The 23,684-nt window shown below is 51.2% G+C and carries 17 protein-coding genes and 1 tRNA gene; 7 read left to right on the forward strand and 11 right to left on the reverse strand.

Translation table 11 applies throughout. From position 1 onward, the window contains the following. Nucleotides 1–777, forward strand: a 777-nt coding sequence (locus BLR09_RS24810; protein ID WP_093209170.1) for a T9SS type A sorting domain-containing protein, incomplete at its 5' end; no start/stop codon positions are given. Nucleotides 778–849: 72 nt separating this feature from the next. Here the strand turns inward: BLR09_RS24810 and BLR09_RS24815 are convergent. Further along, nucleotides 850–1,521 (reverse strand): hypothetical protein, encoded by a 672-nt coding sequence (locus BLR09_RS24815; protein WP_143011218.1) that lies wholly within the window; start codon nucleotides 1,519–1,521, stop codon nucleotides 850–852. Nucleotides 1,522–2,550: 1,029 nt separating this feature from the next. On the opposite strand from BLR09_RS24815, the gene BLR09_RS24825 reads away from it, so the two are divergent. Continuing rightward, a complete protein-coding gene (locus tag BLR09_RS24825) occupies nucleotides 2,551–3,198 on the forward strand; it encodes a response regulator transcription factor (protein WP_176785667.1) in 648 nt (215 codons plus the stop codon). On the opposite strand, the gene BLR09_RS24830 is transcribed toward BLR09_RS24825, so the two are convergent. After that, complete coding sequence (locus BLR09_RS24830; protein WP_176785668.1) at nucleotides 3,184–6,495, reverse strand: ligand-binding sensor domain-containing protein; 3,312 nt, start codon at nucleotides 6,493–6,495, stop codon at nucleotides 3,184–3,186. The two genes, BLR09_RS24825 and BLR09_RS24830, sit on opposite strands and share 15 nt — an antisense overlap. A 105-nt stretch (nucleotides 6,496–6,600) precedes the next feature. Further along, nucleotides 6,601–7,923 (reverse strand): TIGR00341 family protein, encoded by a 1,323-nt coding sequence (locus tag BLR09_RS24835; RefSeq protein ID WP_093209184.1) that lies wholly within the window; start codon nucleotides 7,921–7,923, stop codon nucleotides 6,601–6,603. Between the two features lie 927 nt (nucleotides 7,924–8,850). Between BLR09_RS24835 and BLR09_RS24840 the strand changes: the two genes are divergently transcribed. The 4 genes from BLR09_RS24840 (at nucleotide 8,851) to BLR09_RS25385 (ending at nucleotide 13,733) form a co-directional block, all read left to right on the forward strand. Continuing rightward, a complete protein-coding gene (locus tag BLR09_RS24840) occupies nucleotides 8,851–11,535 on the forward strand; it encodes a DUF4347 domain-containing protein (RefSeq protein WP_093209186.1) in 2,685 nt (894 codons plus the stop codon). A 2-nt stretch (nucleotides 11,536–11,537) separates the two neighbouring features. Then, nucleotides 11,538–12,596 carry a T9SS type A sorting domain-containing protein gene (locus BLR09_RS24845; protein WP_093209189.1) on the forward strand — a complete coding sequence of 353 codons (1,059 nt, stop codon included), beginning with the start codon at nucleotides 11,538–11,540 and terminating at the stop codon, nucleotides 12,594–12,596. Between the two features lie 604 nt (nucleotides 12,597–13,200). Further along, nucleotides 13,201–13,470 (forward strand): helix-turn-helix domain-containing protein, encoded by a 270-nt coding sequence (locus BLR09_RS24850; protein ID WP_093209191.1) that lies wholly within the window; start codon nucleotides 13,201–13,203, stop codon nucleotides 13,468–13,470. Between the two features lie 2 nt (nucleotides 13,471–13,472). After that, entirely contained in the window at nucleotides 13,473–13,733 is a 261-nt protein-coding gene (locus BLR09_RS25385; protein ID WP_143011219.1) for a hypothetical protein, read from the forward strand. Here the strand turns inward: BLR09_RS25385 and BLR09_RS25965 are convergent. Further along, the gene (locus tag BLR09_RS25965) at nucleotides 13,682–13,999 is read right to left on the reverse strand and encodes a recombinase family protein (protein WP_394331421.1); all 318 of its coding nucleotides are present in this window, start codon (nucleotides 13,997–13,999) and stop codon (nucleotides 13,682–13,684) included. The genes BLR09_RS25385 and BLR09_RS25965 overlap by 52 nt on opposite strands. Nucleotides 14,000–14,756: 757 nt before the next feature. Between BLR09_RS25965 and BLR09_RS24860 the strand changes: the two genes are divergently transcribed. Further along, nucleotides 14,757–15,029, forward strand: coding sequence for a hypothetical protein (locus tag BLR09_RS24860; RefSeq protein WP_093209197.1), 273 nt, complete (start codon nucleotides 14,757–14,759; stop codon nucleotides 15,027–15,029). Between the two features lie 317 nt (nucleotides 15,030–15,346). Here BLR09_RS24860 and BLR09_RS24865 read toward each other — a convergent pair. From BLR09_RS24865 to BLR09_RS24895, 7 genes are all read right to left on the reverse strand, one after another. After that, nucleotides 15,347–15,434, reverse strand: a tRNA-Ser gene (locus BLR09_RS24865). Nucleotides 15,435–15,481: 47 nt separating this feature from the next. Then, nucleotides 15,482–16,552 carry an asparaginase gene (locus BLR09_RS24870; RefSeq protein ID WP_394331420.1) on the reverse strand — a complete coding sequence of 357 codons (1,071 nt, stop codon included), beginning with the start codon at nucleotides 16,550–16,552 and terminating at the stop codon, nucleotides 15,482–15,484. After that, nucleotides 16,549–17,334 carry a TatD family hydrolase gene (locus BLR09_RS24875; protein WP_093209199.1) on the reverse strand — a complete coding sequence of 262 codons (786 nt, stop codon included), beginning with the start codon at nucleotides 17,332–17,334 and terminating at the stop codon, nucleotides 16,549–16,551. The genes BLR09_RS24870 and BLR09_RS24875 overlap by 4 nt, the downstream gene beginning before the upstream one ends. 40 nt (nucleotides 17,335–17,374) lie before the next feature. Continuing rightward, nucleotides 17,375–18,100 carry a SanA/YdcF family protein gene (locus BLR09_RS24880; protein ID WP_093209202.1) on the reverse strand — a complete coding sequence of 242 codons (726 nt, stop codon included), beginning with the start codon at nucleotides 18,098–18,100 and terminating at the stop codon, nucleotides 17,375–17,377. A gap of 40 nt (nucleotides 18,101–18,140) precedes the next feature. After that, nucleotides 18,141–20,786, reverse strand: a complete 2,646-nt coding sequence (locus BLR09_RS24885) for a DNA gyrase/topoisomerase IV subunit A (protein ID WP_093209204.1) — start codon at nucleotides 20,784–20,786, stop codon at nucleotides 18,141–18,143. A gap of 123 nt (nucleotides 20,787–20,909) precedes the next feature. Continuing rightward, nucleotides 20,910–21,566 carry an NUDIX hydrolase gene (locus tag BLR09_RS24890; protein ID WP_245690016.1) on the reverse strand — a complete coding sequence of 219 codons (657 nt, stop codon included), beginning with the start codon at nucleotides 21,564–21,566 and terminating at the stop codon, nucleotides 20,910–20,912. A gap of 179 nt (nucleotides 21,567–21,745) precedes the next feature. Beyond that, nucleotides 21,746–23,317, reverse strand: a complete 1,572-nt coding sequence (locus tag BLR09_RS24895; RefSeq protein ID WP_093209207.1) for an NAD(P)/FAD-dependent oxidoreductase — start codon at nucleotides 23,315–23,317, stop codon at nucleotides 21,746–21,748. Nucleotides 23,318–23,684: the final 367 nt, after the last annotated feature.

The raw sequence follows: 23,684 nt of genomic DNA on the forward strand, positions 1-23,684 counted from the left end.
GCGGATGGATCTCAGGCCACCACATCCAATACTTCCGTCGCCCTGACTACCACCGGGCTGCCGGCCGGCAGTACCCTCTCCGGCAATACCGTCACTGTGCCTGGTCAGGGTACCTGGACCTATGATCCGGCGACCGGCAATCTTACCTTCGATCCCGAAACGGGCTTCGCCAGTGACCCCACTCCGATTACTTATACCCTCACCGAAACGGCGACCGGATTGACCAGCAATGGCACTGTTACCGTTGATTTTGACAGTCCGACACCGGTAACCCTTATCTCTTTCCGTGGAACGGACACGCCGAACGGTGCAGAACTGGTCTGGGTAACCTCGGAAGAGAGGAATTTCGATCGCTTTGAAATTCAGCGGGCCAATGACGACGAGTTACATTTTGCAGCAATCGGCACCGTCCGGGGCGGAAAGACCAATTACCGGTATACCGATGCATCGAAAGGCTCCGGCACAGTCTATTACCGACTGAAAATGATCGACCAGGATGGTACATCCAGCTATTCCCGCGTGGTTTCCATGCAGCGTGTTTATCTGGGAACCGTCTATCCCAACCCGTCGAAAGACTGGTCTGTCTTCCTTGACGTAGACCGTGTAGACTATTACCGGATAACCAATTTGAAGGGCCAGGAAATTGACGCCTCTGTTTCCCGGAAAGGAAGCCAGATTCAGGTCACGATCGGTCGCAATAATCCCGCCGGTATGTACCTGCTTACCTATCAAATTAACCATCTGCGTACGAGGGTCAAGGTAATCTTAACCGAGTAGCTTTATCTTTTAATACAAGAAAGGCGACGCGCTTCGGCGCGTCGCCTTTCTCGTATATATGCATTCATCCGGCTAAACCATCATGTTTCTTTGGCCGTACAAAAACTCGCTGATCGGATATCCTTCGAATGATCTCGCCTCTTTGCCGGTACAGTTATATGGCACGGCGCCGACGATACGCTGAGCCGTCAGGACATGAAACGGGAAGTGTTTATACGCCGGATAAAAACCGCCTACATGTTGCATCAGTTGGCGACATAATTCCCGTTCTCTGCCTGTTAGTTGTTGGCGGTACCAACTGCCAATATAGTTGGTATCCAGACCCGATAAATCACGGCAGTCCGGGGTTACGGGACAAGAGTCCGTCGCCATCACAAACCGATCCGAAAAGAAAACCGAAAAACAGGGTACCAGAAGGGACAGGTACACTTCAGCAAAGGTATCCCGTCTTACAATATCCCCTTTCTGGCAAGAGATGTGAAGCACTAGTTTCAGGCTTGGTTCCTGCAGGTGAGAAAAATCAGTTAATGCAAAATCCGGATACTCTCCTGCCAGGGTAGTGATCAGCTGTCCCCAGGGCACGAGGCGATTTTCCTTCCTCCGGGCCATTTTCCGGCCAACCAACACCTTCAACTCTTCGTATCCGGGAAAATCATCCCTCATCGAAGGAAAGCCAATGGGATAATAGTGGTTCAGGTCATGCAGCAGGGAATACAATGTATTCCGGTCGTCTTCAGAGCTCATGTGGCCGGATTCTGGAGTTTGGATAATTCGGGATCCGTTAATCAGCCACATTTCCAATAATTGAAACAGGGCGGATCCGGTCCTTCCTTTTCAGTCAGGCGGTTATCGGGAGCGGAAAACGCCGGCAATTTAGGTGTTCTCCGAGACCGGAGTGAGTCACAAAAGCTGGCAATCGCCGCTTTTATTTCTGACATTCTCAGCAGGATTGCGAAGATCTGATCCCTGACCGGAAAAACAAAAAAGACGCCGCTTCAGGGAAACGACGTCTTCCGACTTTCATTTATCCAACTCAAGAACTCTTTTGAGAAACTGCAACTTTTCCGGAGAATCTTCCCCGCTGTCGTCAAACAATTCAAAGCATATAGCCCGGCCGTCAGGTCAGGATCCCGTTGAAAGTGCTACCACTTCTGTAACTCATGCACAGACCGCGTATAGTGTTTACGGGGACTGACCATCGGAGTGCCCAAAAGACCTTTCATTTCCCCCTTACCTGAATAACTCGGTCATTTGCCGCTAACGGGTATACGTCTTTTTCAGACATAAGTGAATGTAGAGAGAAAAACCTGAAGAAACTCGTCACAATTGCATCAAAAAAAATTGTAATTGAATTGTGACAATATCAGTTTTTTGATACATTTTTCTTCAACAAATTCGGATAGTCTTTCAGCCCCCTTTTAGTGGCAAATGTGTTTCAGATTATTGGGCAAACGCATTGTTCATTTTCTTAAAAACTTCCCCAAAGACACCACAAAGGATACGCTGGATAACGACACGGTCCTACCCGCAGAATTACGTATCTTCTTTTTTAGTCACATCGGCGCCTCTGAAAAAGGACGAATTCCCTTCCCGGAGGCAGAATGGTCTGTAACAGCTTCGCCTTAAACAGCGTTTGACAGTATTTCATAGTCGTCTCCGGCAATTGATTTATCCGCAGAATAATTTTACCTATTTTGTCACATATTTGCGATACGTTTCCTCCCGGAAATTGGTGCAGATTTAGGGCATTTACTTGTTATGCCGATAAAATTGATGAAGAGAATTCTTATCGTAGAAGACCATCCGATTGTCGCAACAGCGACGACGCTGGCTGTCAGTCAATACCTGCCAGATGCAGTATGTGTTGATACCAACTCGTTCTGGAAAGCATTGGAACTGGTCGAAACCGAACCTTTTGATCTGGTAATTCTGGATCTGGGTATTCCTGGCGGAAACAGTATTCAGATGATCGAGAAACTTCGCAGCCGGCAGCCAAAGGTTCGCATCTTGATTTTCACCGGAATGGAGGAAAACGTTTACGCGCTACCGTTTGTTAAGGCAGGCGCTAATGGATTTCTTTCGAAAAAAGCATCTGATGCCGAGTTTCGGCGTGCCATCGATACGGTGCTGTTCCGAAACAAAATTTATGTCAGCGAAGACATTCACGATCTGACGCTCACTTCCTATTTCAAACCCAAAAAACGCGGCGGCGAAGAACTCGAAGCCCTGTCAGAGCGGGAAATGGAAATCCTGCAGCTGCTACACGCGCGAAAAGGAATTTCCGAAATCAGCACTATACTCAATCTTTCTACTTCTACGGTGAATACCCACCGCGTCCGGATTTTCCGTAAGATGGGCGTCGATAATTTGATTGACCTGGTAATGAAATACGAAGTCCTGATTCAATCACGTCAGCCATAAAGTCACAATAGTGCCATCGGAGCCTGATACTACTTCCAGTCGAACTCCGAGCAGATCTGTTATTTCTTTGACAATGATCAGCCCCAGCCCGAGATTAACCGGAACTCGGGGCGCCAGGTTTTCATTCTGTTCGGAAAACCGGAAATTTAGCCATTCAACAATTTCAGCAGGCATTCCGCTGCCAGTATCGGCCACGGTGATCAGCACGTCGCGGTTCGGTCCATACATTGCCTGTAGCGTCAGGGTACTTCCGTAAGTATGCTTAAGTGCGTTATCTATCAGGTTGTGAATGACGATTTCCAGCATCTGCTCACGCGTGGCGACCTTCACTGGTCCGTGATCAAGGACAACAATCCGTGTTTGGCTTTCTTCGGCTATTTCCTCGAAAAAGATTGCTTTTGCCCGAAGGATCGTCCTGACTTCCACATCATCCGAAAGAAGGCCATCGTTCTGCAGGTAGGTTGCCTTGGTGAATTTCAGAAGATTATCAGCGAAGTCGACAACTTTCCCGGTTGATTGGCGCAAACGCAGGCCGATTTGAGCCGTCAGTGAATCAGGTTTGGCGTTGTTGACCCGGTCTACGAAAACCGGAAGTGTCTTGTTCAAGAACCTAAGCGGCGTCAGCAAGTCATGATTCAGAGCACTGATGATCCGTAGCTGGATCTGAAGCTGCGTCTCCAGTGCGGCATCTGCTTTCCGGACATCGTCCAGCGCTCTCGAAAGATGTCGGGTGCGTTCGTCGACTTTTTCCCGGAGCGCTTCGTTTTGCCTTTTCAGGCGGAGAAAACGCCAGTGAATATACGCTCTGATCAGAACCACTAACATTAGCAATGCGGCCAACCAGAACCAGGCGCTCAGGTACCAGGGCGTGGGAATGTGTATGAAGATTTTCTTCTCAAGGTATTTTCCTTGAAAACCCGTCACTTTTTGTATCGTGAGCACATAATCGCCGGGCGCGAACGTATACAGCCGGAACGACTGATCCGGGTCGGCTTTTATCCAGCGTCCTTCTCCGGGTTCGTCACGTTTTTGTATCCGGTATTGAAACAGGAGATTTTCGCCGTTGTGAAACAGGGGAGTCGTAAGGCCAAAATTCACGTACTGGTAGTCGGACGGCAGTCGCAACGAATCGGCAACCGGTTGATCTGCCCCGTCAATTGAAATATGATCAATGAAAAAGGGGGAAGAAAGATCCGGTATCGGGACCGATTCGGGCCGAAACCATACCAGTCCGTTGATCGACGGAAAAGAGAAACGACCGTCGGCCAGTTTTGCCATACAGGGTTGACAGCCGCCGTTGAACTCATTGGTAATAAATCCATCACTGCGGTTATAATACACATAAAAGACAGAGGAAGCCCGCCCTTCCGCGTAGGCCAGCATGTCGGCTTTGTGTGCCCGAAAAAGTCCCTTATTGGTGGAAATCCAGAAGTCTCCGTTTCGATCTTCAGCGATGCAGTGCGCATGATTCAAAAATCCATCGGTATCAGACTGGATTCGGCGCAGATGCCCGTTATGAAACAGGTAGATTCCGTCTCCGTATGTCGTGATCCACAGCACACCGGGTGCCGAAGCATACAAGCTTCGAATAACGGCTCCCTCCAATCCGACAAAAGCCAGCTTACGGCGTGCCAGACTGGCAACAAACAAACCGCGCGTCGTACCAAACCAGTGCCTGCCCGGTATATCCTGGCATTGAAATCCAATCTGGGCACCGGTTGAAAATACGGAATCCCTGTAGATACCTTTCGCTGAAATATAGCCTACTTTACCCGTCCGGAACCCGAGCCATATTCCGTCGTCGAAGCCTTGATATAAATTGGCGGGGGCATCGCGAAAAGTGACCATCGATCTAATTGAACCACTCGCCGGGTCCACACGTACGATACTTCGTCCGTCCTGTATCCATACATTCCCGTCTCGCGCCTTCACCATGTTAAACCGGCCAAAAGCTCCTTTTACCTTCAGCTTTTCAAGCAGCCGCGTTTCTACCCTGTTTTCTTTTACTATTAATCCTTCAGGGATCATTATTCCGCCGTTTTTCAACGGCACCTGAGCATAAAAGACATTGTGAAAATCCTTGTTAACAGTATCCAGAAAGGTTTGAAAGGAATTTTGCCTCAGAACGAACAAACCCTTCGAGAAACTTCCCAGAAAGACAACCCGGCTCGCTTCATCGTAAAGCATGGTAGAAATCAGGTGCTCTTCCATGTCGAATCCAGAGATCAGGATTTGGGTTGTCAGGCTGCCGTCCTTCTCTGCGATGACCCGATAAAGATTATTTCCCAGAACAGCAAAAACCTGACCGTGGCACCTGTTTTGAAATAATCGGATCTTCTCCTTCTGCCTTGCGAAAAGGGGGTCCTGTCTGATCGCTCCCAGCAGTTGTTTCTGCTCCTGACCGTCAGAACGGAAACGCAGAAACTGGTCTCCCTCCCCATAGAGGTGATAATACAGTTCTCCTCCCAGACTGAAGAAATTATCCGAGCAGACAACCTTGCGGTTTTGGCGGATAACTCGATTACGCATGTTAGGCTCCGATGGAAATGGCTCAAAATAGGATTTCCCGGAAATACCCCGCTGGTACAAAACCTTCTCTTTATCAATCAGCGCCACCTTTCCCGGCAGAAAGACGAAATAGCGCCCGGATGAAGCAGGGATAGCAGCTGCCAGAGTTTTTTCCGGTAAACGAAGCAACCGTATAAACGGCCGGTCTATTACCGTTGCGGAATCGTAACGAACCTTACCCGCATGGATACGAAGAATCTCCCCATGCTCCGTTATTCCCACCAGAGCGCCGCCCTGAACCATCCGTGATAACCCGAATAATCTGTCACTCCTTGTCTTTAAAATGTCTTTGGAGAATGCCTGTATTCGTTGTCCGTCAAAGCGGGCCAATCCGGCTTCCGTAGCTACCCACAGGAATCCACCGCTTCCGACTGCAAGCCCTTTGATGCTGTTTTGCGGAAGACCGTTTTCGTCCGTATAATGCCGGACGGAATAGTGGGCGGTCTCCTGCGCACGAACGGTCAATGGCATCCGCAATCCAGTCAGGAGAAAAAACAGAAGTAACAAACGCGATCGTACTAACATGCGACCAGCAAATTGAAGGCAGGGCGGTGATTGTTGAAAGGAATTGAACGCAGCCAGGTTCCGGTTTTCCGGGTCCGGGACTAAGGCAGTTTCGCCCAAAACAAGGGGCCGTTTGTAAACATACCTATCTAAAGGAGAAGCGAAAAATAACAGTGGGAAATTTTTCAGTTTGCATGGCACATTTTCACTGCAACGTCTTTTCATCGTAGCTTGAAAATTTCCCTTCTTACCTGAATGAAAAGAAAACAACCCTCTTTTTATTGAATACATAGTCCATTTTCCAGCCGACTCCTTTTCTGGCAGACAGCCTTATTGTATAACCACCCTAAGCTCTTTCGCTTCGTACCTGGCACGAAGCCATTTGCGAAGCCTGTTTGCCTCTTTCGACGATATTGGCTTCCTGCTGGAAACCAGCGCGACCAGCGTCGTGTCCCGGGCCCTTCCATCTGCTCCGAAGAGTACCACGTCAGTCAATCCGAGCGAGCGGATTCCGGGATACAGTATATGCAGTTCCCTGGCAACAGCCGAATCAGCAGCGCGAATCCGGGATACTGCCGATTTCATCGTATCCGGCTTGCTTTGCCGGCCGAATACGTCTTCAAGGATACTGGCTTTAATTTGTGAGAAATCTATTTCCTGCCGGGCATTCAAGCCTTGTTTGACGTTTAGCCTTACCCGTGGCAGACCATATTCACGCAGATGTCCCGCCAGGGTATCAACTCTAGCTTGAGATATTTCCTTTCCGATAAGCAGTAAATTGATTTCCATACGATCCGGGTTGTAATTGAAGGATTTCAGGACAACCTGTGTATCCGGGAAACGAAACTTCTCTTCGACAAACCGGCGCGCATTACTTTCAAAAATGCTTTTATCGACGATGCGGTATGCCAGCAGAATACTCGGAAGAATGGTCACAAGAGTGATGCCGATCAGGTAGCGATTGACTCGCCTTTCAGTAGCACTATCCCGAAAATGCACGCGTTTGAGTCGCAGGTATCGCGCGATCAGAAAGGTGGCTATTGCAATGAAAACACTGTTGATGAAGTACAGGTAGATCGCCCCGAGTGAGAAAAACCAGTTCCCGTTTGCCAGACCGAAGCCCGTTGTACAAAGCGGTGGCATCAGAGCTGTTGCGATCGCGACGCCGGGAATCACATTCGTCCGCTCCTCGCGTGAGGCAGCCACCATTCCTGCCAACCCGCCGAAAAGAGCGATGAACACATCCCAGATCGACGGGGACGTCCGCGCCAGCAATTCAGATTGTGCTTCGTGAAGTGGAGTGATGCAGAAGTACAGCGTTGACGTCAGAATACTGAATAATGTAGCAATGAGCAGGTTTCTTCCACTTCTTTTTATCAGTCCGAGGTCATTGACGGCGATCCCCAGGCCTATTCCCATGACCGGGCCCATGATCGGGGAGATCAGCATGGCACCTATAATAACGGCCGTAGAATTGACATTCAAACCTATCGAAGCGATAAAAACGGCAAATATCAATGCCCATAGATTTGCGCCATGAAAGTCGACATTTTTTCGAATTCGTTCCTGAATCAGAGCATCGCCTTCCCTGCCATCCTGCAAACTAAAATTGCGGGCAAAAAAAACCTTTATTGTGCGAATAAAATCATTCATAGCCTGTCATCGAACGGGCCTCGGTGACGGGTACGGGGCCATAATAACACAGAAAGGAAAAGGCAAATCAAAACAACCTGTATCAATTCAGCTATTGCCGCCTGATTTTAACGAAGCGACAAATAACGCATAATAGAGAAGACCATTTTATCAGATAACTATTCCTCTGATGTCAGAATAATGTTACCATCTAGCAAAACAGATCGACTGTTTAGCGAATAATCGACATCGAAGATTTTCCGCGGCAATCCATTTTTGAATGCAAGTTACTTGAGGAAGCTGTCTTAGGCTCCATCAGAATGACATACCGGGCCGACGTGGCGGAACAAGCCGGACGGTATTGTCACCAATTTAGTTGAAAGGATAACGATAAACCTGGTTGTTCATGACGGCCAGGTTTTTTGCCTTACACACTAAGACGGCCCGTCCCCAGCTCAGAAGGGCAAAACGTCCGGTTAGGTGAACAGGAGCCTAAACCAGTTTTATAATATTTTTGCGACAAAACAGACGCTGCGTCTACAGGGAATTAACAGATTTATGATCCATACCTCATTTTCCTTTCGCGCATCTTTGCAACGTTACATGCTCAGCTGACATATTCCGATACGCCACCCTGTTCCGGCGTCCCTATTCAATCCGCCTGACCTGAAAATTACGCATATCTAAACGCGCGATTCATCGTCTTATATTGAAATTATTCCGCCCGTCTGCATCCGGTAAAATACATGTTTTGATGCTCTTTTGAGCCATTCAACGTTTAGAGTATCCCTGCCTGCGCGGAGTTATCGTCTGGCAACCCACCCGCCACTGATCGAATACTTTTTTCTATTCGTCGCGCGTAGATGAGGAGTCTATTGTTCCTGCTTTGTATGCAGTTCATCACACAGTTTAATATCATTTTCTGATTTATTCGAGCGTTCACAAGCAATGAAAAAATTAATACGTCTGACGAGCATAACAATGCTTGTTCACCTGATCTATTTGTCCTTGCCTGCTTTGGGAGAAGGCAATCCAATACTAATTGAGGGATTACCTCAATCGCAAATGCTTACTGAGGCGGCCTCCGGAGTGCCGGGTGTCCTGCATGTATTTGCACATGGGTGTCCTGGAGAACTCTGGCTCGATGGGGAGTGGGCAGATGCCGTCGCCATTGCCACAAAATTCCGCGACACCCGTCATCCTTTGGCGATCTGGGGTTGTGAGTTCGGAAAGGGGGACAAAGGCAGGCAGGCCGTTAGCTACCTTGCCCGCGTGTTGGGGGTTCCTGTTTCCGCTTCTGACGATATCACCGGAGCCGGCGGCGACTGGGAGCTGGAAGTCGGACCTCGGCTGGCCGTCAAACTCTCAGGCTATCCCGAAACCCTCCAGTGCCCTTCGTCCCCCACAGCCGACGATCCTGATACTGACGGCGACGGCATCCTTGATAGCCAGGATTTCGACGATGATAACGATGGCGTTCCTGACATTATGGAAGGTTTAACAACCAGCGGCAACTCGATCTTCAACGGCAATTTCGGAACCAACGGTACCTCTGGAAGCAATACTAACGGGTGGTCGGGAAACATTACCGGCTACGGGAGAACAGGCTGGGCCGCTCAGGGTGGTGGAGCCGGGACGTACGAGGATAACGCCAGCGCCTCAAATCTGTACCAAAATAATGTTGTCTTCAAGAGCACTGTTTCTCCGGCGCAGACAGCTACCTTTTCCGTTAGGGTAAACGCGAGCAATACGAGCGCGGGAGCGGGCGTAACTGTAGCCAATTCATATGGCTATCTGGATTTTTATCTCGGAACGGTAAGGATTTTCAGGGTATCTAATGCCGCAAGCGGTAGCCTCAATACTACAACAGCTACTATTACAAATATTGATGCTACTGTTGTTCAGACTCTGGCCGTGAATGGCAATCCCAGCAGCCGGAGTTTTCCAACGGGAACAACTTATGCTTCTATTGTCGTAACTGTTAAGACTGCATCGCTACCGATAAAAGGACAAGTGATCGCCCAATTTATTTCGGGGGCAGACGATTTTAACGTCGACGATTTCTCTTACACCTACCAGACGGGTATCGATACAGATGGCGATGGCATCCCGAATTACAAAGATCTCGATAGCGACAATGACGGCATCCCTGACGCCATAGAAGGCTGTGGAAACACCTCCGTCAGCCTGGATGCCAGTTGCCGTGTCACTTACAATGCGGCCACTGACGTCGACGGTTCCGATGCCGGCACCTGCAAGGATGGGTTGCCCGTTTCTACCTGCCCAACACCGCTCGATACTGACGGTGACGGTACGCCAGACTTTCTCGATACTGATAGCGACAACGACGGATGTGCTGATTTCAAGGAAGCAGGGCTGACCGCGGCACCCGTCTATAGCAGCGACGTCACCGGACTGACCAACGCCGCGTGCCACAAACCTGCCAATACCAACTGGATCAACGCATCCGCGAGTCCGGCTTGTATGCCTCCCGCCGCTGCTGATGATTCCAGTACCGGCAATACACCCAACACTGATGTCTCCGTCAATCTCCTGATCAATGACAAGCGGTCGGATGGCACACAGGCCAACATATCAAATACCTCCGTCACGCTCACTACTACCGGTTTACCCGTCGGCAGTACCCTCTCCGGCAATACCGTCACCGTGCCCAGTCAGGGTACCTGGACCTATGATCCGGCGACTGGTAATCTCACTTTTGATCCCCAAACCGGCTTCATCGGCAATCCCTCGACGCTCACTTATACCCTGACTGAGACCAGCACAGGCCTGACCGACAATGCGACGGTTTCCGTTACCTACAAACCCACTCCTCCCGTGGCTTCCGATGACAGGGGCTCGGCCGATATGACAGGCTCAAATGTGACGATTAACATCCTGACGAATGATTCCCTGGCTACTGGCAATCCAGCGTCCCCGACCACAACCTCTGTAACCCTCACCACAACAGGGTTGCCCGCAGGTAGCACACTCCTCGACAATACTGTAACCGTACCAGGACAAGGAGCCTGGACTTATAATCCCGCCTCAGGCCAAATCACCTTCGATCCCGAAACCGGCTTTAACGATGATCCTACTCCGCTCACCTATATCCTGACCGAGACCAGCACAGGTTTGACCGACAATGCCACTGTTACCGTGCATTACCTGGCAAGGCTTCCGGATTCATTTCCCGACCTCACTCCGTCTCAATTCTTCACTTCACTACAACTGAAAACGGCACAGTCGGTCGACTATGTCGTCGGTATCAGCAACGTCGGACCTACAGCCACTACTGGACAATTCGAGTTTTTCGTCACCCGATTCGGTACGGCGACAGGTCTTACCATGACACTGAAGACTTCCGCAACGGCCGTCATCGACGGAGAGACCTTTAACCTGGAAAATGATGCCTTTGATGTCACCCAGGAAACAACGCGATTCCGCTTTGTTTCAAAACCTGGCATTGTTATACCATCCCTGGCCGTCAAGTTCATCGGATTTACCATCTCACGCTCAGGCGGAACCAACGGTACCCTCAACAATACGGTCACCATTACCAACGGTACCGGAGGCGGCGAAACACCCACTAACAACAACGCCATTGCCAATCCTCTCACCAAAATCCCCTAACCATGCGCTTCCTGCTCAGACATCTCCTGCTTGTCCTGCTCCTGCTCTCCGCGTCTTCACGTCTGTGGGCTCAATCCGGTGACCTCGAGGTCGTATCGATTGATCCGGTCCCGGCCACCCTGGGTGTTGGCGCTCCCGGGGAGCTATTGCTTGTTGTGAATCAGAACGGCCCCGGTACGCTACCTACGGGATCCGCCCGGGTGACCATTACCATCAATACGACCGTCATCAACTGGCAAACGCCGTTTGCCATTACGGATGGTTGCGGCAGCCTCTGGAGCGTATTCACGACGACAGTAAACCCTACCACCACTACCATTCAGATCCGGAACAGCCAGCCACTCCCCATCGGAACGCAATGTGAGATTCATCTGCCGATCAGGGGTATGGTTGTCGGTTCTGCCGACGTGACCGTAGGTTCCACCGTGCTGGGCCCGGGTGTCAGCGATCCCCTCGGGACAAATCAGTCGGCTACTACAGTTGTTCTCGTGGAAGCGCCTACCCCTGTTACCCTGGCAGCCTTCCAGGCAAAAGCCAGCGGAAATAACGTCTATCTCGAATGGATTACGTCTGCCGAGCGCAACAATGCTTTTTTCGATGTACTTCATTCTTTCGACGGCAAAACCTTTGAGTCCATCGGACAGGTTGCCGGAAACGGCACTTCCAACCAACGGCATATCTATGATTTCATCCACCAGACCCCGGACAAGACACATATTCACTACTACCGCCTGCGGCAAGTCGACCTGGACGGCGCTTATCAACTTTCCGGAATCAAATCGGTGCAGTTTGATGGCTATACAGGCATTGCACTCTCGGCCTACACCGATCCGGCACGAAACGTTAAGGCAGTGGTTGTATATGGCGATGACCGCCTGGCCGCGGCAGCTACCCTGTCACTGCTTGATCTGAACGGAAGACCTCTGGCAACCCAGCCGGTACAACTTCAGAAAGGAAGGAATCAGGTAACCTTCCCTTCCGCCGGACTCAGTTCCGGACTCTATCTGGTGCGGTTCGAAAATGAAGCAAGACCTGCCTCGGTGCGCGTTATTATTCCGTAAATCAACTCTAAAAAGTGTTAACGGCCTCCTATCCAAATGATAAGAGGCCGTTTTGGCATGACAACACATGCTCTGATAGGAGGATTTGGAGTCTTGTTAAATGGCGACTGAAACTTGGGTGGTAAATCATCCGCCCCCCCATCATGCTAGATGAACCAACAGCTCCTACCTTTGCTTTTCCTGCACCATCTCAATCCTCTCATTCTTGGCTTGCCAGACATAGTCAACGTAATTCTGATATAGGATGTCACCTGCTTTTGGACAGGTCAAGCAGTAACTGTAGCAAAGGAAAACGATAAAAGTATTTTGATTGAACTATTTCTGGCAAATTTCTCCGTGAGGACGTTGGCCTAGTTAACCACATTTAAACATTCTCTGCTTTGTCTCTCAAAATCAACGTTTTGTGAGACGGTAACTCTAATTAATCAGTTGTCATAATACCATAGTCGCATCGACGAGGTATATTTTTAAAAGTTCCAGATATATTCGATATTGGTTTTGCCATTGACAGGCAAGTGGTTTTCGAAAAAATGATGTTTTTCGAAATTATTTTCACCATATATTCTTTCGCTTCTGATTGAGACACATATAATTTACTCTTTCCATGCAAGTCATCTGCCTCGAAGAAGCCGCCTTCTATGAATTAGTCGAGCAGGTCGTTGCCCGTCTGAAGGAAACAAATCAGCAGAATGTTGACAAATGGATTGACGACGACGAAGCCATGAGGTTGCTCGGGATCAAATCCAAGACCACGCTCCAGAAGCTTAGGGACGAAGGAAAAATTAGTTTCTCACAGCCGCAGAAGAAGATCATTCTCTACGACCGTGACTCCATCGATCGTTATCTCACTCAACACGCACGAAATACTTTCTAGCTATGGAAGATCAGAACAACACTCCTGATCCGCGCTACGTGCGTGGGTTCAACGATGGCTATCTCTTCACCAAATACCTGCCGGAGCTAGCGGAGAAACTCTCTCAGGCGGAAGCCAAAACACCTCGGATGGAAGGCTTTGCGGATGGAAGGAAAGAATATTTAGCCGAAAAGGCCAGAGACAAATTTCCGGACTGGCTTAAAGGCGACCGTCAGGAGCGACCATCGACAAAAGACAAAGGAAAAGATCTCGACAAATCTTGACGGGTTAATCTGCTATTTCTCCCGATCACCGATCTCTTTTGCTCTTCGGCGACTGCAGCGAGAATGTGGATGGTAAACCGGTTGGCATGTGGATTATCGACAACGATGATCTCCACATCCGATTTGACAATACCTGCAATCTCTTCGACGTCCCTGCCCAGTCTGTCCAGTCTGGCAACAATCAGTGCAACCTGTCGTTGACGGCATCTGTGCAACGCCTCCTGCAAACCGGGACGATCCTTTCGCGTTGACTTTACCTCTATCACTTCATCGATCAAACAAAGTTCTCCAAGCCGACAATAGCCATGTACAGCCTGAGCTGCGCTTCAAGCCCCAACCCACTTCTACCTTGACGGGAAGTAGAAACGCGGTAGTACGCGATAGTCTCTTTCATGAAAAACAACGGTCCTGTTCAGCAGTAAACGACCGTTTATATTTGAACAGATTTTCGTTAAAGAAAGGTTACCGTCCGCCAAAGCAACCTGATTATCAATAAATTATAGTTTCATTGATGGATCAGACTGACTGATTTCTGACTGGGAGTAAACGATGGTTTACTCCCGAACAAATTCGGGGAAGAATATTTTTTTGGCTGGGGGTAACTCCGTCAAACCCTAAGCAGTGCAAGCATCCGAACGAGGTCGTTTTTCCAGCCAGATCACATCCTGGAAGAAGTTCAGCGTATTCACCGAACGATACCATGCATCGGAACGGCCGAATTATTAGAGGTTGTGCGGGATTTTTTTCGGCGTCACCAGCTTAAACTTGGGCGCTATAAACTGCATAAGATGCTTAAAGACAATAAGATGCTGTCTCACAAGAAAAGCAAGCGCGTTAAGACAACTGATTCGGAGCATTGTTTTTACAAATACCCCAACGGGGCCAAAACACCTGCCCGATCGTCCCAACAGTCTTTTGGGTCGCCGATATGACTTATATTCCACTGGGTTCGGTTTTCATTTACCTATCCGTGATCATGGTACATATTTCCGTAAAATAGTCGAATGGCTTCTGAACAAAACAATGGCAGCCAAAGGCGCTGTGCAGGCCCTAGAAATGGCGCTGCAAGCGCGTGGCGAAACTGACGGTGCTCTGTTGCATCATTCCGACCCGGCCGTCCAATACTGCTCCTGGCGATATGTCGATCTGCTCCGAAACAACCATATCGCCGTCAGCATGACCAAAGCGGAGACACAAATGGAAATGCCATGGCTGAACCCGTTTTCTGAACCCTCAAGGAAGATTTTGCCCTCCGGGGCATCCTTTCTTTTCTGCGGCAAAAGACGCTACTCGTGACTCCATTCACCTCTATAACAGTACGCGGCCATAGATTGCCTTTTGTCAGGAATATGCGTTCAGCCTGCATTTTGAAACATTCTGCAAAGTTGCCTCCCCTATAAGGGGTGGCTACAGACTCAATTTCTTCGGCGAACAGCTAATATTAACCAGTTGGGATATCGCATAAGCATATTGATATATTATCCCTGTCGATAATAGCTGGCATCTTCCGCTTCTGGCAAAATGAGAAGTAAAAATGTTGTACCTATGTTGTACCAAGAATTTCAGGGAACAAAAAAGCCTGCGTTTCAGAAACGTAGGCTTACTTTTTCTTGCAGAGAGGAAGGGATTCGAACCCTCGATACCCTTTAGGGGTATACACACTTTCCAGGCGTGCTCCTTCAACCACTCGGACACCTCTCTTTGTGTTTGGGGCCGCAATATACACACAAAAAAGCCCCTTACGCAAGTTATTCCGTTAATTCTCCCCGGAGGGGTATGGCCAGCTCCTGCCTAATCTTCTCAGTGTCAGTTCCATATTTCCCCAGTAAGAACATAAATTTTGTCACCGCAGCTTCGGAGGTCAGGTCGGCGCCGCTGATCAGGCCGATTTCGTCGAGGTATTTGCTGGTCTGGTAGCGGCCCTGGAGTACCCGGCCGCCAATGCACTGCGACACGTTCAGGATCAGTACGCCCCGGTCTGATGCTTCCTTCAGTAACTGCAAAAACCAGGGTACGGTCGGCGCGTTACCGGCCCCGAAGGTCTCCAGTACGACGCCGCGCAGGCCTTCCGTCTTCAGCACGCTTTCGACAACCAGCGGGGATATTCCCGGAAACAGCTTCAGAATCACAACATGCGGATTGAGCGTAGTATGTGCCTTCAGCGGCACATTCGGGCGGTACGGCGCGATGTACGGCCGGTTGTACTCAATCGTCACGCCCGCTTCTGCGAGCGGCGGGTAGTTTTCCGACTGAAACGCATTAAACTGACTGCTTTCCTGCTTCCGGGCCCGGTTACCGCGCAGCAGCAACGAGTGGAAGTAAATGGCTACCTCGGGAACAAGCGGAGCGCCCGTCTCGTCGCACGCCGCCGCTATTTCCAGCGCGGTGATGAAGTTTTCGACGGCATCCGTCCGCGCCGCGCCGATCGGCAGCTGCGCGCCGGTCAGGATGACGGGCTTGCGCAGGTCTTCCAGCAGGAAACTCAGCGCCGATGCCGTATACGCCATCGTATCGGTACCATGCAGCACGACGAAGCTATCGTATTTATCGTAGTTTTTTTCAATGATAGTACTGATTTCCAGCCAATTGTCCGGTACCATATTCGACGAATCGAGTAGTTCATCCAGTACCAGTACGGTAATAGCAAACCGCAGGCGCGACAATTCCGGAATACGGTCCAATATCTGCTCAAAATCGAACGGAACGAGCGTCTGCAATTTCCGGTCATACACCATCCCAAAAGTACCTCCGGTGTAGATCACCAGAATCGAGGCATGGGGAAAATCGGGAGCGGCGGTATCTAGTTCAATGATTTTCAAGAGTGTATTGTATTGGTTGATGAAAGCAATGCAAGGGCGTTGGCCGTAGTCAGGCGGATTACCTCCGCAACGGAGGTCTCCTTCAGATCCGCTACCCGCTGAGCCACCAGCGGAAGATACGCCGGCTCGTTCCGTTTGCCACGGTAAGGTACCGGAGCCAGGTAAGGCGCGTCGGTTTCGAGTACCAGGTGTTCAAGGCCCACGTGGGGCAGAACCTTGTCGAGGCCGCCGTTTTTGAAGGTAGCGACGCCGCCGATCCCGAGAAGAAAATTCAGTTCAACCGCCTTGCGGGCCTCTTCCACCCCGCCGGAGAAACAATGAAAAATCCCCCGGAGATCAGGGTCGTTGTGCTGTTCGATGAGTTCGACCGTCTCCCAGAACGAGTTCCGGCAGTGTATGGCAATCGGCAGACGCAGTTCCCTTGCCCAGCCCAGCTGAATGAGAAAGGCCTCTTTCTGTTGTTCGACAAACGTCATGTCCCAGTAAAAGTCCAGCCCTATCTCCCCGATTGCCAGCCAGTTGCGGGAAGGGAGTTCGGCCCGTAACCGGTCGAGTTCTTCCCGGAAATTTTCCTTGACATAGGTCGGATGCAGTCCGATCATGGGCAGGCATTGCCCCGGATAAGCGTCGGCCAGGTTACAGAGGCGACCCAGCGTTTCAACGTCGCAATTAGGCAGCCAGAACTGGTTTACGCCGGCGTCGACAGCCCGTTGTATCATAAGCGCCCTGTCTTCGTCGAATTGTTCGTCGTACAGATGCGCGTGTGTTTCAATGATGTACATAATCAGACGAAAAACCCACGGCCGGAGCCCTGGGTTTCAGTTAAATCTCTTCCTGTGCCGGCGCCGGTTTCTTTTTCCGGTCAATCGGCTGGTTATGCCGGATTAATGGCGGGTTCCGGAAGAATACATCCACGACAGCCATCGGCCTGGCGAGGTATTCCCGGACGAGCGTCCGCACGGAGTAGCCGTTCGGTACATCCTGCGCCGCAAAAGCCACGGCCTCTACCCCCAGCTGATCCGCCAGAAACAATGCCCGGGCGTTGTGAAAGGGCTGGGAAATGACCGTAACATTTTTATGCTTGAAGACTTCCCGGCAGCGGACGATGCTGTCATACGTACGCTTTCCCGCAAAATCATGCTGAATCACGTTGGCCGGAACGCCCAGGCTGACCAGGGCCTGCTCCATATCGCGCGGCTCGTTGTAATACTCGGAATCGTTGTTTCCACTGAGTATCAGTACCTTAATCTTTCCTTCCCGGTACAGCCGCGCGGCGGCTTCCATCCGGTACCGGAAAAACAGGTTTTCCCTGCCGCTTGCTACGTATTTGCTTGTTCCGAGGACCAGCCCGACATCGTTGGCCGGAAGGCTTTTCACGAAGTAGTAGTTCTGGTCCCGCGTGCTCCAGACCACCCACACGTTACAGCTCAAAATCACGATGAGTACGACGAAACCCAGCTTGACCGACCATTTGATGACTTTTTTCACCCAATGGAGAGAATAGGTTCCGCGCCTGGACACACCGTAAAAGAGCGTTCGTACGTGCATAAGTCCGGTTAATTCTTCCTTCTAATCTCGGAAGAGTCTTTTATCCAAACAAATCCAACTGATTCTGGGACGATTTATCGCCGGCTTCGTCGGAGTCCTTTGAAAGGTCCTCCTCCCCTCCCGCGGACGCTGCCTGCGCCGTTACAGCCGGTTCGTCGTCCTCCTCATCGTCTTCTTCCCGCGTTTCTGCTTTTTCAACGATACGCGATGCCAGTTGCTTCACGTCCGTTACCTTAAAAGAAGACAGCTTGTTTCCAAGCGCTTTCCAGCCGCGTACTTCTACAAATTCTTCGACAAGAACTTCCACTTTTTCTACCGGGCCTTTGTCGGATTCTTTGTAGAGTACTTCAACTGTCGGGCGTTCGTCCACGCTGGCAAACAGCAATTTCGAGCCTTTGGATTCCCCGATGAAGTGGAATTTCTTATCGACCGTCGTTGTCTCAATCCGGAAGCGCTTCACGAAGTAGTTTTTCTGCCCGCCATCGTAATGCACAGCCGTGATGACGCCTTCGGGGTCAAACTTGGCGAGTACTGCAATGAGTTCCGGTTCGTACCGGTTGGTCAGTTCGAAACTTGTCAGTTCGTAATTACCGTCTTTGTAAACGACCAACACGTTGTCCTTAGCCTCGAAATTCCCAAGGTAAGAGCCGCGGTTATCCCGGTTGAGGCGTCCGATCGTCGGATCGTACCAGATTTCCACGCCGCCGAGCGTCGATACGCCGGTACGTTTCAGTTCTACTTTCCGGACCGGGTATTTTGTAACCTGGTTGCCGAGCGCCTCCCGGTTTTTGATCAGCAGCTTGGCAAAATTCCACTCAAACTGCTTCACTTTCGCCGTGCAGGACGCGGTGAGTTTGACTTCCACCGTTTCCGCTTCCCCGTTATCGTTGGCGGTGAACCACAGTACTTTCGACTTCGGATTGCCGGCCGTGAGGTCGTATTCCCGGTCGCGGGTAACCGCCGTCACCGAAAACCGCTTGGCATAGGTCACGCCGGATTTTCCGTCGTGGTACATCATGTTATACACCCGTCGGTCGTCCCCTTTCCGGAAAACGCCGCAGAAAATGATGTCTTTTCCGACGAATACTTTTTCCTGGATTTTCGTGACGAGGCATTTCCCGTCACGGCGGAAGACGATGACGTCGTCGATGTCGGAGCAATCACCGACAAACTCGTCCTTTTTGAGTCCGAATCCGATGAAGCCGTCTTCCCGGTTGACGTACAGCTTGGCATTGGTTGCCGCCACTACCGCTACGGAAACCGTATTGAAGTTCCGGATTTCGGTTTTGCGTTCGCGGCCCTTGCTGTACTTCTTCAGGAGGTTTTTGAAGTAGTCGATGGCAAACTGCGTCAGGTGCGCCAGGTGGTTCAGTACTTCGGCAAGTTCTTCTTCGAGACGCCGCATGGCCTCATCGGCCTTGAACGCATCGTATTTCGAGATACGCTTGATGCGGATTTCCAGCAGGCGCAGGATATCTTCCTGTACAATTTCCCGGTAGAAATCAGCTTTATACGGGTCGAGACCGCGGTCTACGGTTTCGATGACGTCTTCAAACGTCTCGCATTCTTCGATATTCCGGTAGATCCGGTTTTCGATGAAAATCTTTTCGAGGGAGGAGAAGAGAATCTTTTCCTGCAGCTCTCCGCGGCGGATATCAAGCTCCCGCCGGAGAAGTTCCTTCGTCTGGTCGGTGTTGTACTTGAGAATATCCGAGACGGTGGAAAACACCGGTTTCTCGTCGATAATCACGCAGGCGTTCGGCGAAATGCTGACTTCGCATTCGGTAAACGCATACAGCGCGTCGATCGTGATATCCGGCGAAACACCCGGCGCCAGGTGTACGTGAATTTCGACGTTTTTGGCCGTCAGGTCTTCTACCTTCTTGATTTTGATCTTGCCTTCGTCGTTGGCCTTGACGATGGAATCTTTGACGGAGGTCGTCGTCGACCCGAAGGGAATTTCGGTAATGACGAGGGTTTTCTTATCGAGTTCCTTGATTTTGGCACGTACACGTACTTTTCCACCCCGCTGCCCGTCGTTGTAGTTGGTGGCATCGATCATTCCACCGGTGATAAAATCCGGAAAAAGAGAGACCGGATTTCCACGAAGTATTTCGATGGACGCTTCGCAAAGTTCGATGAAGTTATGCGGCAGGATTTTGGTGGAAAGCCCCACGGCAATCCCTTCCACGCCCTGCGCCAGCAGCAGCGGAAACTTGACGGGCAGGGCAACCGGCTCGCGTTTTCGACCGTCGTAGCTCAGTTGCCACTCCGTGGTATCTTCGTTGAAAACGACTTCCTTACCGAGATTCGACAAGCGTACCTCGATGTACCGCGGCGCGGCGGCGCTGTCGCCTGTATTGATGTCTCCCCAGTTACCCTGGCAATCAAAGAGCAGGCCTTTCTGCCCGATATTGACGATTGCTTCGTTGATGGAAGCGTCTCCGTGCGGGTGATACTGCATGGTCGCGCCGATCACGTTGGCGACCTTGTTAAAACGGCCGTCGTCCATTTCCCGGAGGGCATGGAGAATCCGCCGCTGAACGGGCTTGAGACCGTCTTCGATGGCCGGTACCGCTCTTTCCAGGATTACATAGGAGGCGTACTCCAGGAACCATTGCTCATACAGACCGTCGACGGCTATCTGCTTGTGCAAGGAATCTTCCTGCTCGAATTGTTCGGACATGGGGAATAGAAATCAGTTCAAACGAAATGGGTAGCAGACCACTCCTCTATAGTTAAGAAACGTACTATTTGTAAAGATACGGCCTGTTTTTGATAGTCCGGCTCGAAAATCAGCAATCAGCGGCTATTCGGAGCCGGCAACCACGGCCAGCAGTTCGGCAATCATCATGGCCGTTGCCCCCCATACCTTGTTCTCCTGCAAAAGGTAATAGGGCGCATCAAAAATCACTCCGCGGGCTTCCCGCTGCTCGGTGCCAAGGATACCCCGGTCCATCATTTCCTGCAGACCAACTTCGAAAATCATGTCTACTTCAATCGGATCCGGGTAAAAATCAGGCCGGTAGTTCAGCGTACCGACAACCGGCAGTACCCAGAAGTTGCTCGGAGGAATGAACAGCTTCGTCAGCGATCCCAGTACCTTCACGTCGCTTGCTTTGATGCCGATTTCCTCCTGCGCTTCCCGCAAGGCGGTATGGATCAGGCTTTTATCGGTACGCTCCATTCGTCCGCCCGGAAAAGCCATCTGCCCGCCGTGTACGCCCTCGTATTTCGGACGCAGAATAAGCGGCAGAATAATCTCTCCTTTATAAGGATAGAAAAGGATCAGCACGGCGCTTTGCCGGGTCCTTTCGTTGGGCTGCACTTTGAACCGTACCCGGCTTCCCGTCGCCATCGTCTGATGGGCTGTTTCTCCCGGTAACGGCTGCTGCAGACGACGCACCAACGCTTCGGAAAATTCAGTAAAAGAAGCCGTCGTGATGTTCATATTGGTGCGCAACATTAGGGAGTGAATGCTGCAAGATACAGGTTACGACCGGGAAAACTATTCATTTTTTGCGGTCTTTTGCGGGAAATACCCGCCGTCCGGAGGTTATTTCAGCCTGAGAAAAGCAACAAAACAACCTGTCCATCAGCGCTTTGCATATAGCATCTTTCGAAAGACCGGACGGTTCTTCTGCATCATGCACCGTACCGGGCGACGAGCGCCTCGGCGCACCGCTCTCCGTCGACCGCCGCCGAAACGATTCCTCCCGCATATCCCGCTCCTTCTCCGCACGGATACAGGCGGCGTACCGAGATGTGTTCGTAGGATTCGCGGTCGCGCGGGATGCGCACCGGCGAAGACGTCCGGCTTTCGACGCCGATCAGTTGCCCGTCGTTCGACGCATACCCTTTCATCCGCTTTCCAAACTCCTGCAAACCGCTTTTCAGGGGTTGCGCGATGCGGTCGGGCAATACGTCTGTCAGATCGAGCGAAACCAGACCGGGCTGATACGAAGTTTCGTTCAGGCTTCCCGAAACAGCGCCGCGGATAAAGTCATGTACCCGCTGCGCCGGAGCCAGCTGGGTATTGCCGGCAGCGCGGCAGGCGGCCTGCTCGACCTCCTGCTGGTAGTACAGACCTGCCAGCGGACCGTGTTCGGCGTAGCGCTGCCAGTCGGGCTCGTTGACGGCCACCACCATGCCTGAATTCGCGAAAAAAGAATCACGCCGCGAAGGAGACATGCCGTTGACCACTACTTCGCCCGGCGCGGTAGCTGCCGGTACGATAAACCCGCCGGGACACATACAGAAGGAAAATACTCCCCGCTCCACTCCGCCGTAGCGCGTCTGCGCGACGAGGCTGTAGGAAGCCGCCGGAAGCAGTCCCCGATCGTCACGGTGGTATTGAAGCCGGTCGATCAGCGATTGCGGATGTTCGATCCGCACACCCATCGCAAAGGGTTTCGCTTCGACGGTTACGCCTCTGTCCCGGCAAAGCGTGAACATATCGCGGGCGGAGTGCCCGGTGGCCAGAATGACGCCAAGCCCGGCATACTCTTTGCCATCGGCAGTTACGACGCCCTTCATCTCACCGCCTTCCAGCAGAAAATCCGTCACGCGGGTGTTAAATACTACTTCGCCTCCGTATTCAAGGATGCGCTCACGGAGCGCCGCTACGACGAGCGGAAGCTTGTTGGTTCCGATGTGGGGATGGGCGTCGATCAGGATGTCTTCCACGGCGCCGTGATGCACGAGTATTTCCAGGATACGGCGGATATCGCCCCGCTTTTTTGATCGCGTATAGAGCTTACCGTCAGAATAGGTGCCGGCGCCGCCTTCTCCGAAACAGTAGTTGGAGTCGGGATTGACGATGTGGTCTTTGTTAATAGCTGCCAAATCCCGGCGACGGGTACGGACGTCCTTTCCCCGTTCAAGGACGACAGGACGAATCCCCAGCTCAATCAGCCGCAGGGCAGCAAACAGCCCGGCAGGACCTGCGCCGACTACAATCGCCGCCGGCGCTTTCGACACATCCCGGTATTCCGGGACAAGGGTACTCAGGGGTTCGGGCGTTTCGCCGACGTAGATTTCGGCTTCGACGTTGACGCGTACCTGCCGGTTGCGGGCATCGACCGACTGGCGGGTCTTTTGTACGAGCCAGTCTTCCGATTCAGCCGGAAGGCCCAGCTCATCCGCCACATAGTGCCGGAAACGGTCCGGATCGAGCGCAATTTCCGGCTCGAGGACCAGCGAAAGGGTTTTTCTCATGTGAGTAAGGTAGTTAGCCTTAAAGGTGTTCGAATATTTACAATATAAATAACTGTAAATCAGATATTTACCGACTTTCTATTTTCAATTGGTACAACAAATATTCCTCAGAGATTATAAGTAGGCACCATTCGACAGCCAATAAAAAGCGCCTCATCAGCCGCCAATTACTGTATCCCAAGAGGATTAATTGTCAAAGATCGTCCCTCCCAGGGACTCGATGCAAATGATCTTTCCGGAAAAACCACCTTTTCAGGGCCAGGTTGACAAATAGAGGTGTTTCGACAGGCTACTGACCCAAAGTCAGGAGGTTTGAAGTCAGGCCCTCCTACTCATTCCTACAAAAGATCGATTATCGACACAGAAG

The organism is Siphonobacter aquaeclarae (genome assembly GCF_900103285.1).
Classification (GTDB): Bacteria; Bacteroidota; Bacteroidia; order Cytophagales; family Spirosomataceae; genus Siphonobacter; species Siphonobacter aquaeclarae.

Coding starts and splice junctions, on each gene's coding strand:
- BLR09_RS24815 (WP_143011218.1), bottom strand. CDS start 1,521: ATGAGCTCTGAAGACGACCGGAATACATTGTATTCCCTGCTGCATGAC.
- BLR09_RS24825 (WP_176785667.1), top strand. CDS start 2,551: ATGAAGAGAATTCTTATCGTAGAAGACCATCCGATTGTCGCAACAGCG.
- BLR09_RS24830 (WP_176785668.1), bottom strand. CDS start 6,495: ATGAAAAGACGTTGCAGTGAAAATGTGCCATGCAAACTGAAAAATTTC.
- BLR09_RS24835 (WP_093209184.1), bottom strand. CDS start 7,923: ATGAATGATTTTATTCGCACAATAAAGGTTTTTTTTGCCCGCAATTTT.
- BLR09_RS24840 (WP_093209186.1), top strand. CDS start 8,851: ATGAAAAAATTAATACGTCTGACGAGCATAACAATGCTTGTTCACCTG.
- BLR09_RS24845 (WP_093209189.1), top strand. CDS start 11,538: ATGCGCTTCCTGCTCAGACATCTCCTGCTTGTCCTGCTCCTGCTCTCC.
- BLR09_RS24850 (WP_093209191.1), top strand. CDS start 13,201: ATGCAAGTCATCTGCCTCGAAGAAGCCGCCTTCTATGAATTAGTCGAG.
- BLR09_RS25385 (WP_143011219.1), top strand. CDS start 13,473: ATGGAAGATCAGAACAACACTCCTGATCCGCGCTACGTGCGTGGGTTC.
- BLR09_RS24860 (WP_093209197.1), top strand. CDS start 14,757: ATGGCAGCCAAAGGCGCTGTGCAGGCCCTAGAAATGGCGCTGCAAGCG.
- BLR09_RS24875 (WP_093209199.1), bottom strand. CDS start 17,334: ATGTACATCATTGAAACACACGCGCATCTGTACGACGAACAATTCGAC.
- BLR09_RS24880 (WP_093209202.1), bottom strand. CDS start 18,100: ATGCACGTACGAACGCTCTTTTACGGTGTGTCCAGGCGCGGAACCTAT.
- BLR09_RS24885 (WP_093209204.1), bottom strand. CDS start 20,786: ATGTCCGAACAATTCGAGCAGGAAGATTCCTTGCACAAGCAGATAGCC.
- BLR09_RS24890 (WP_245690016.1), bottom strand. CDS start 21,566: ATGTTGCGCACCAATATGAACATCACGACGGCTTCTTTTACTGAATTT.
- BLR09_RS24895 (WP_093209207.1), bottom strand. CDS start 23,317: ATGAGAAAAACCCTTTCGCTGGTCCTCGAGCCGGAAATTGCGCTCGAT.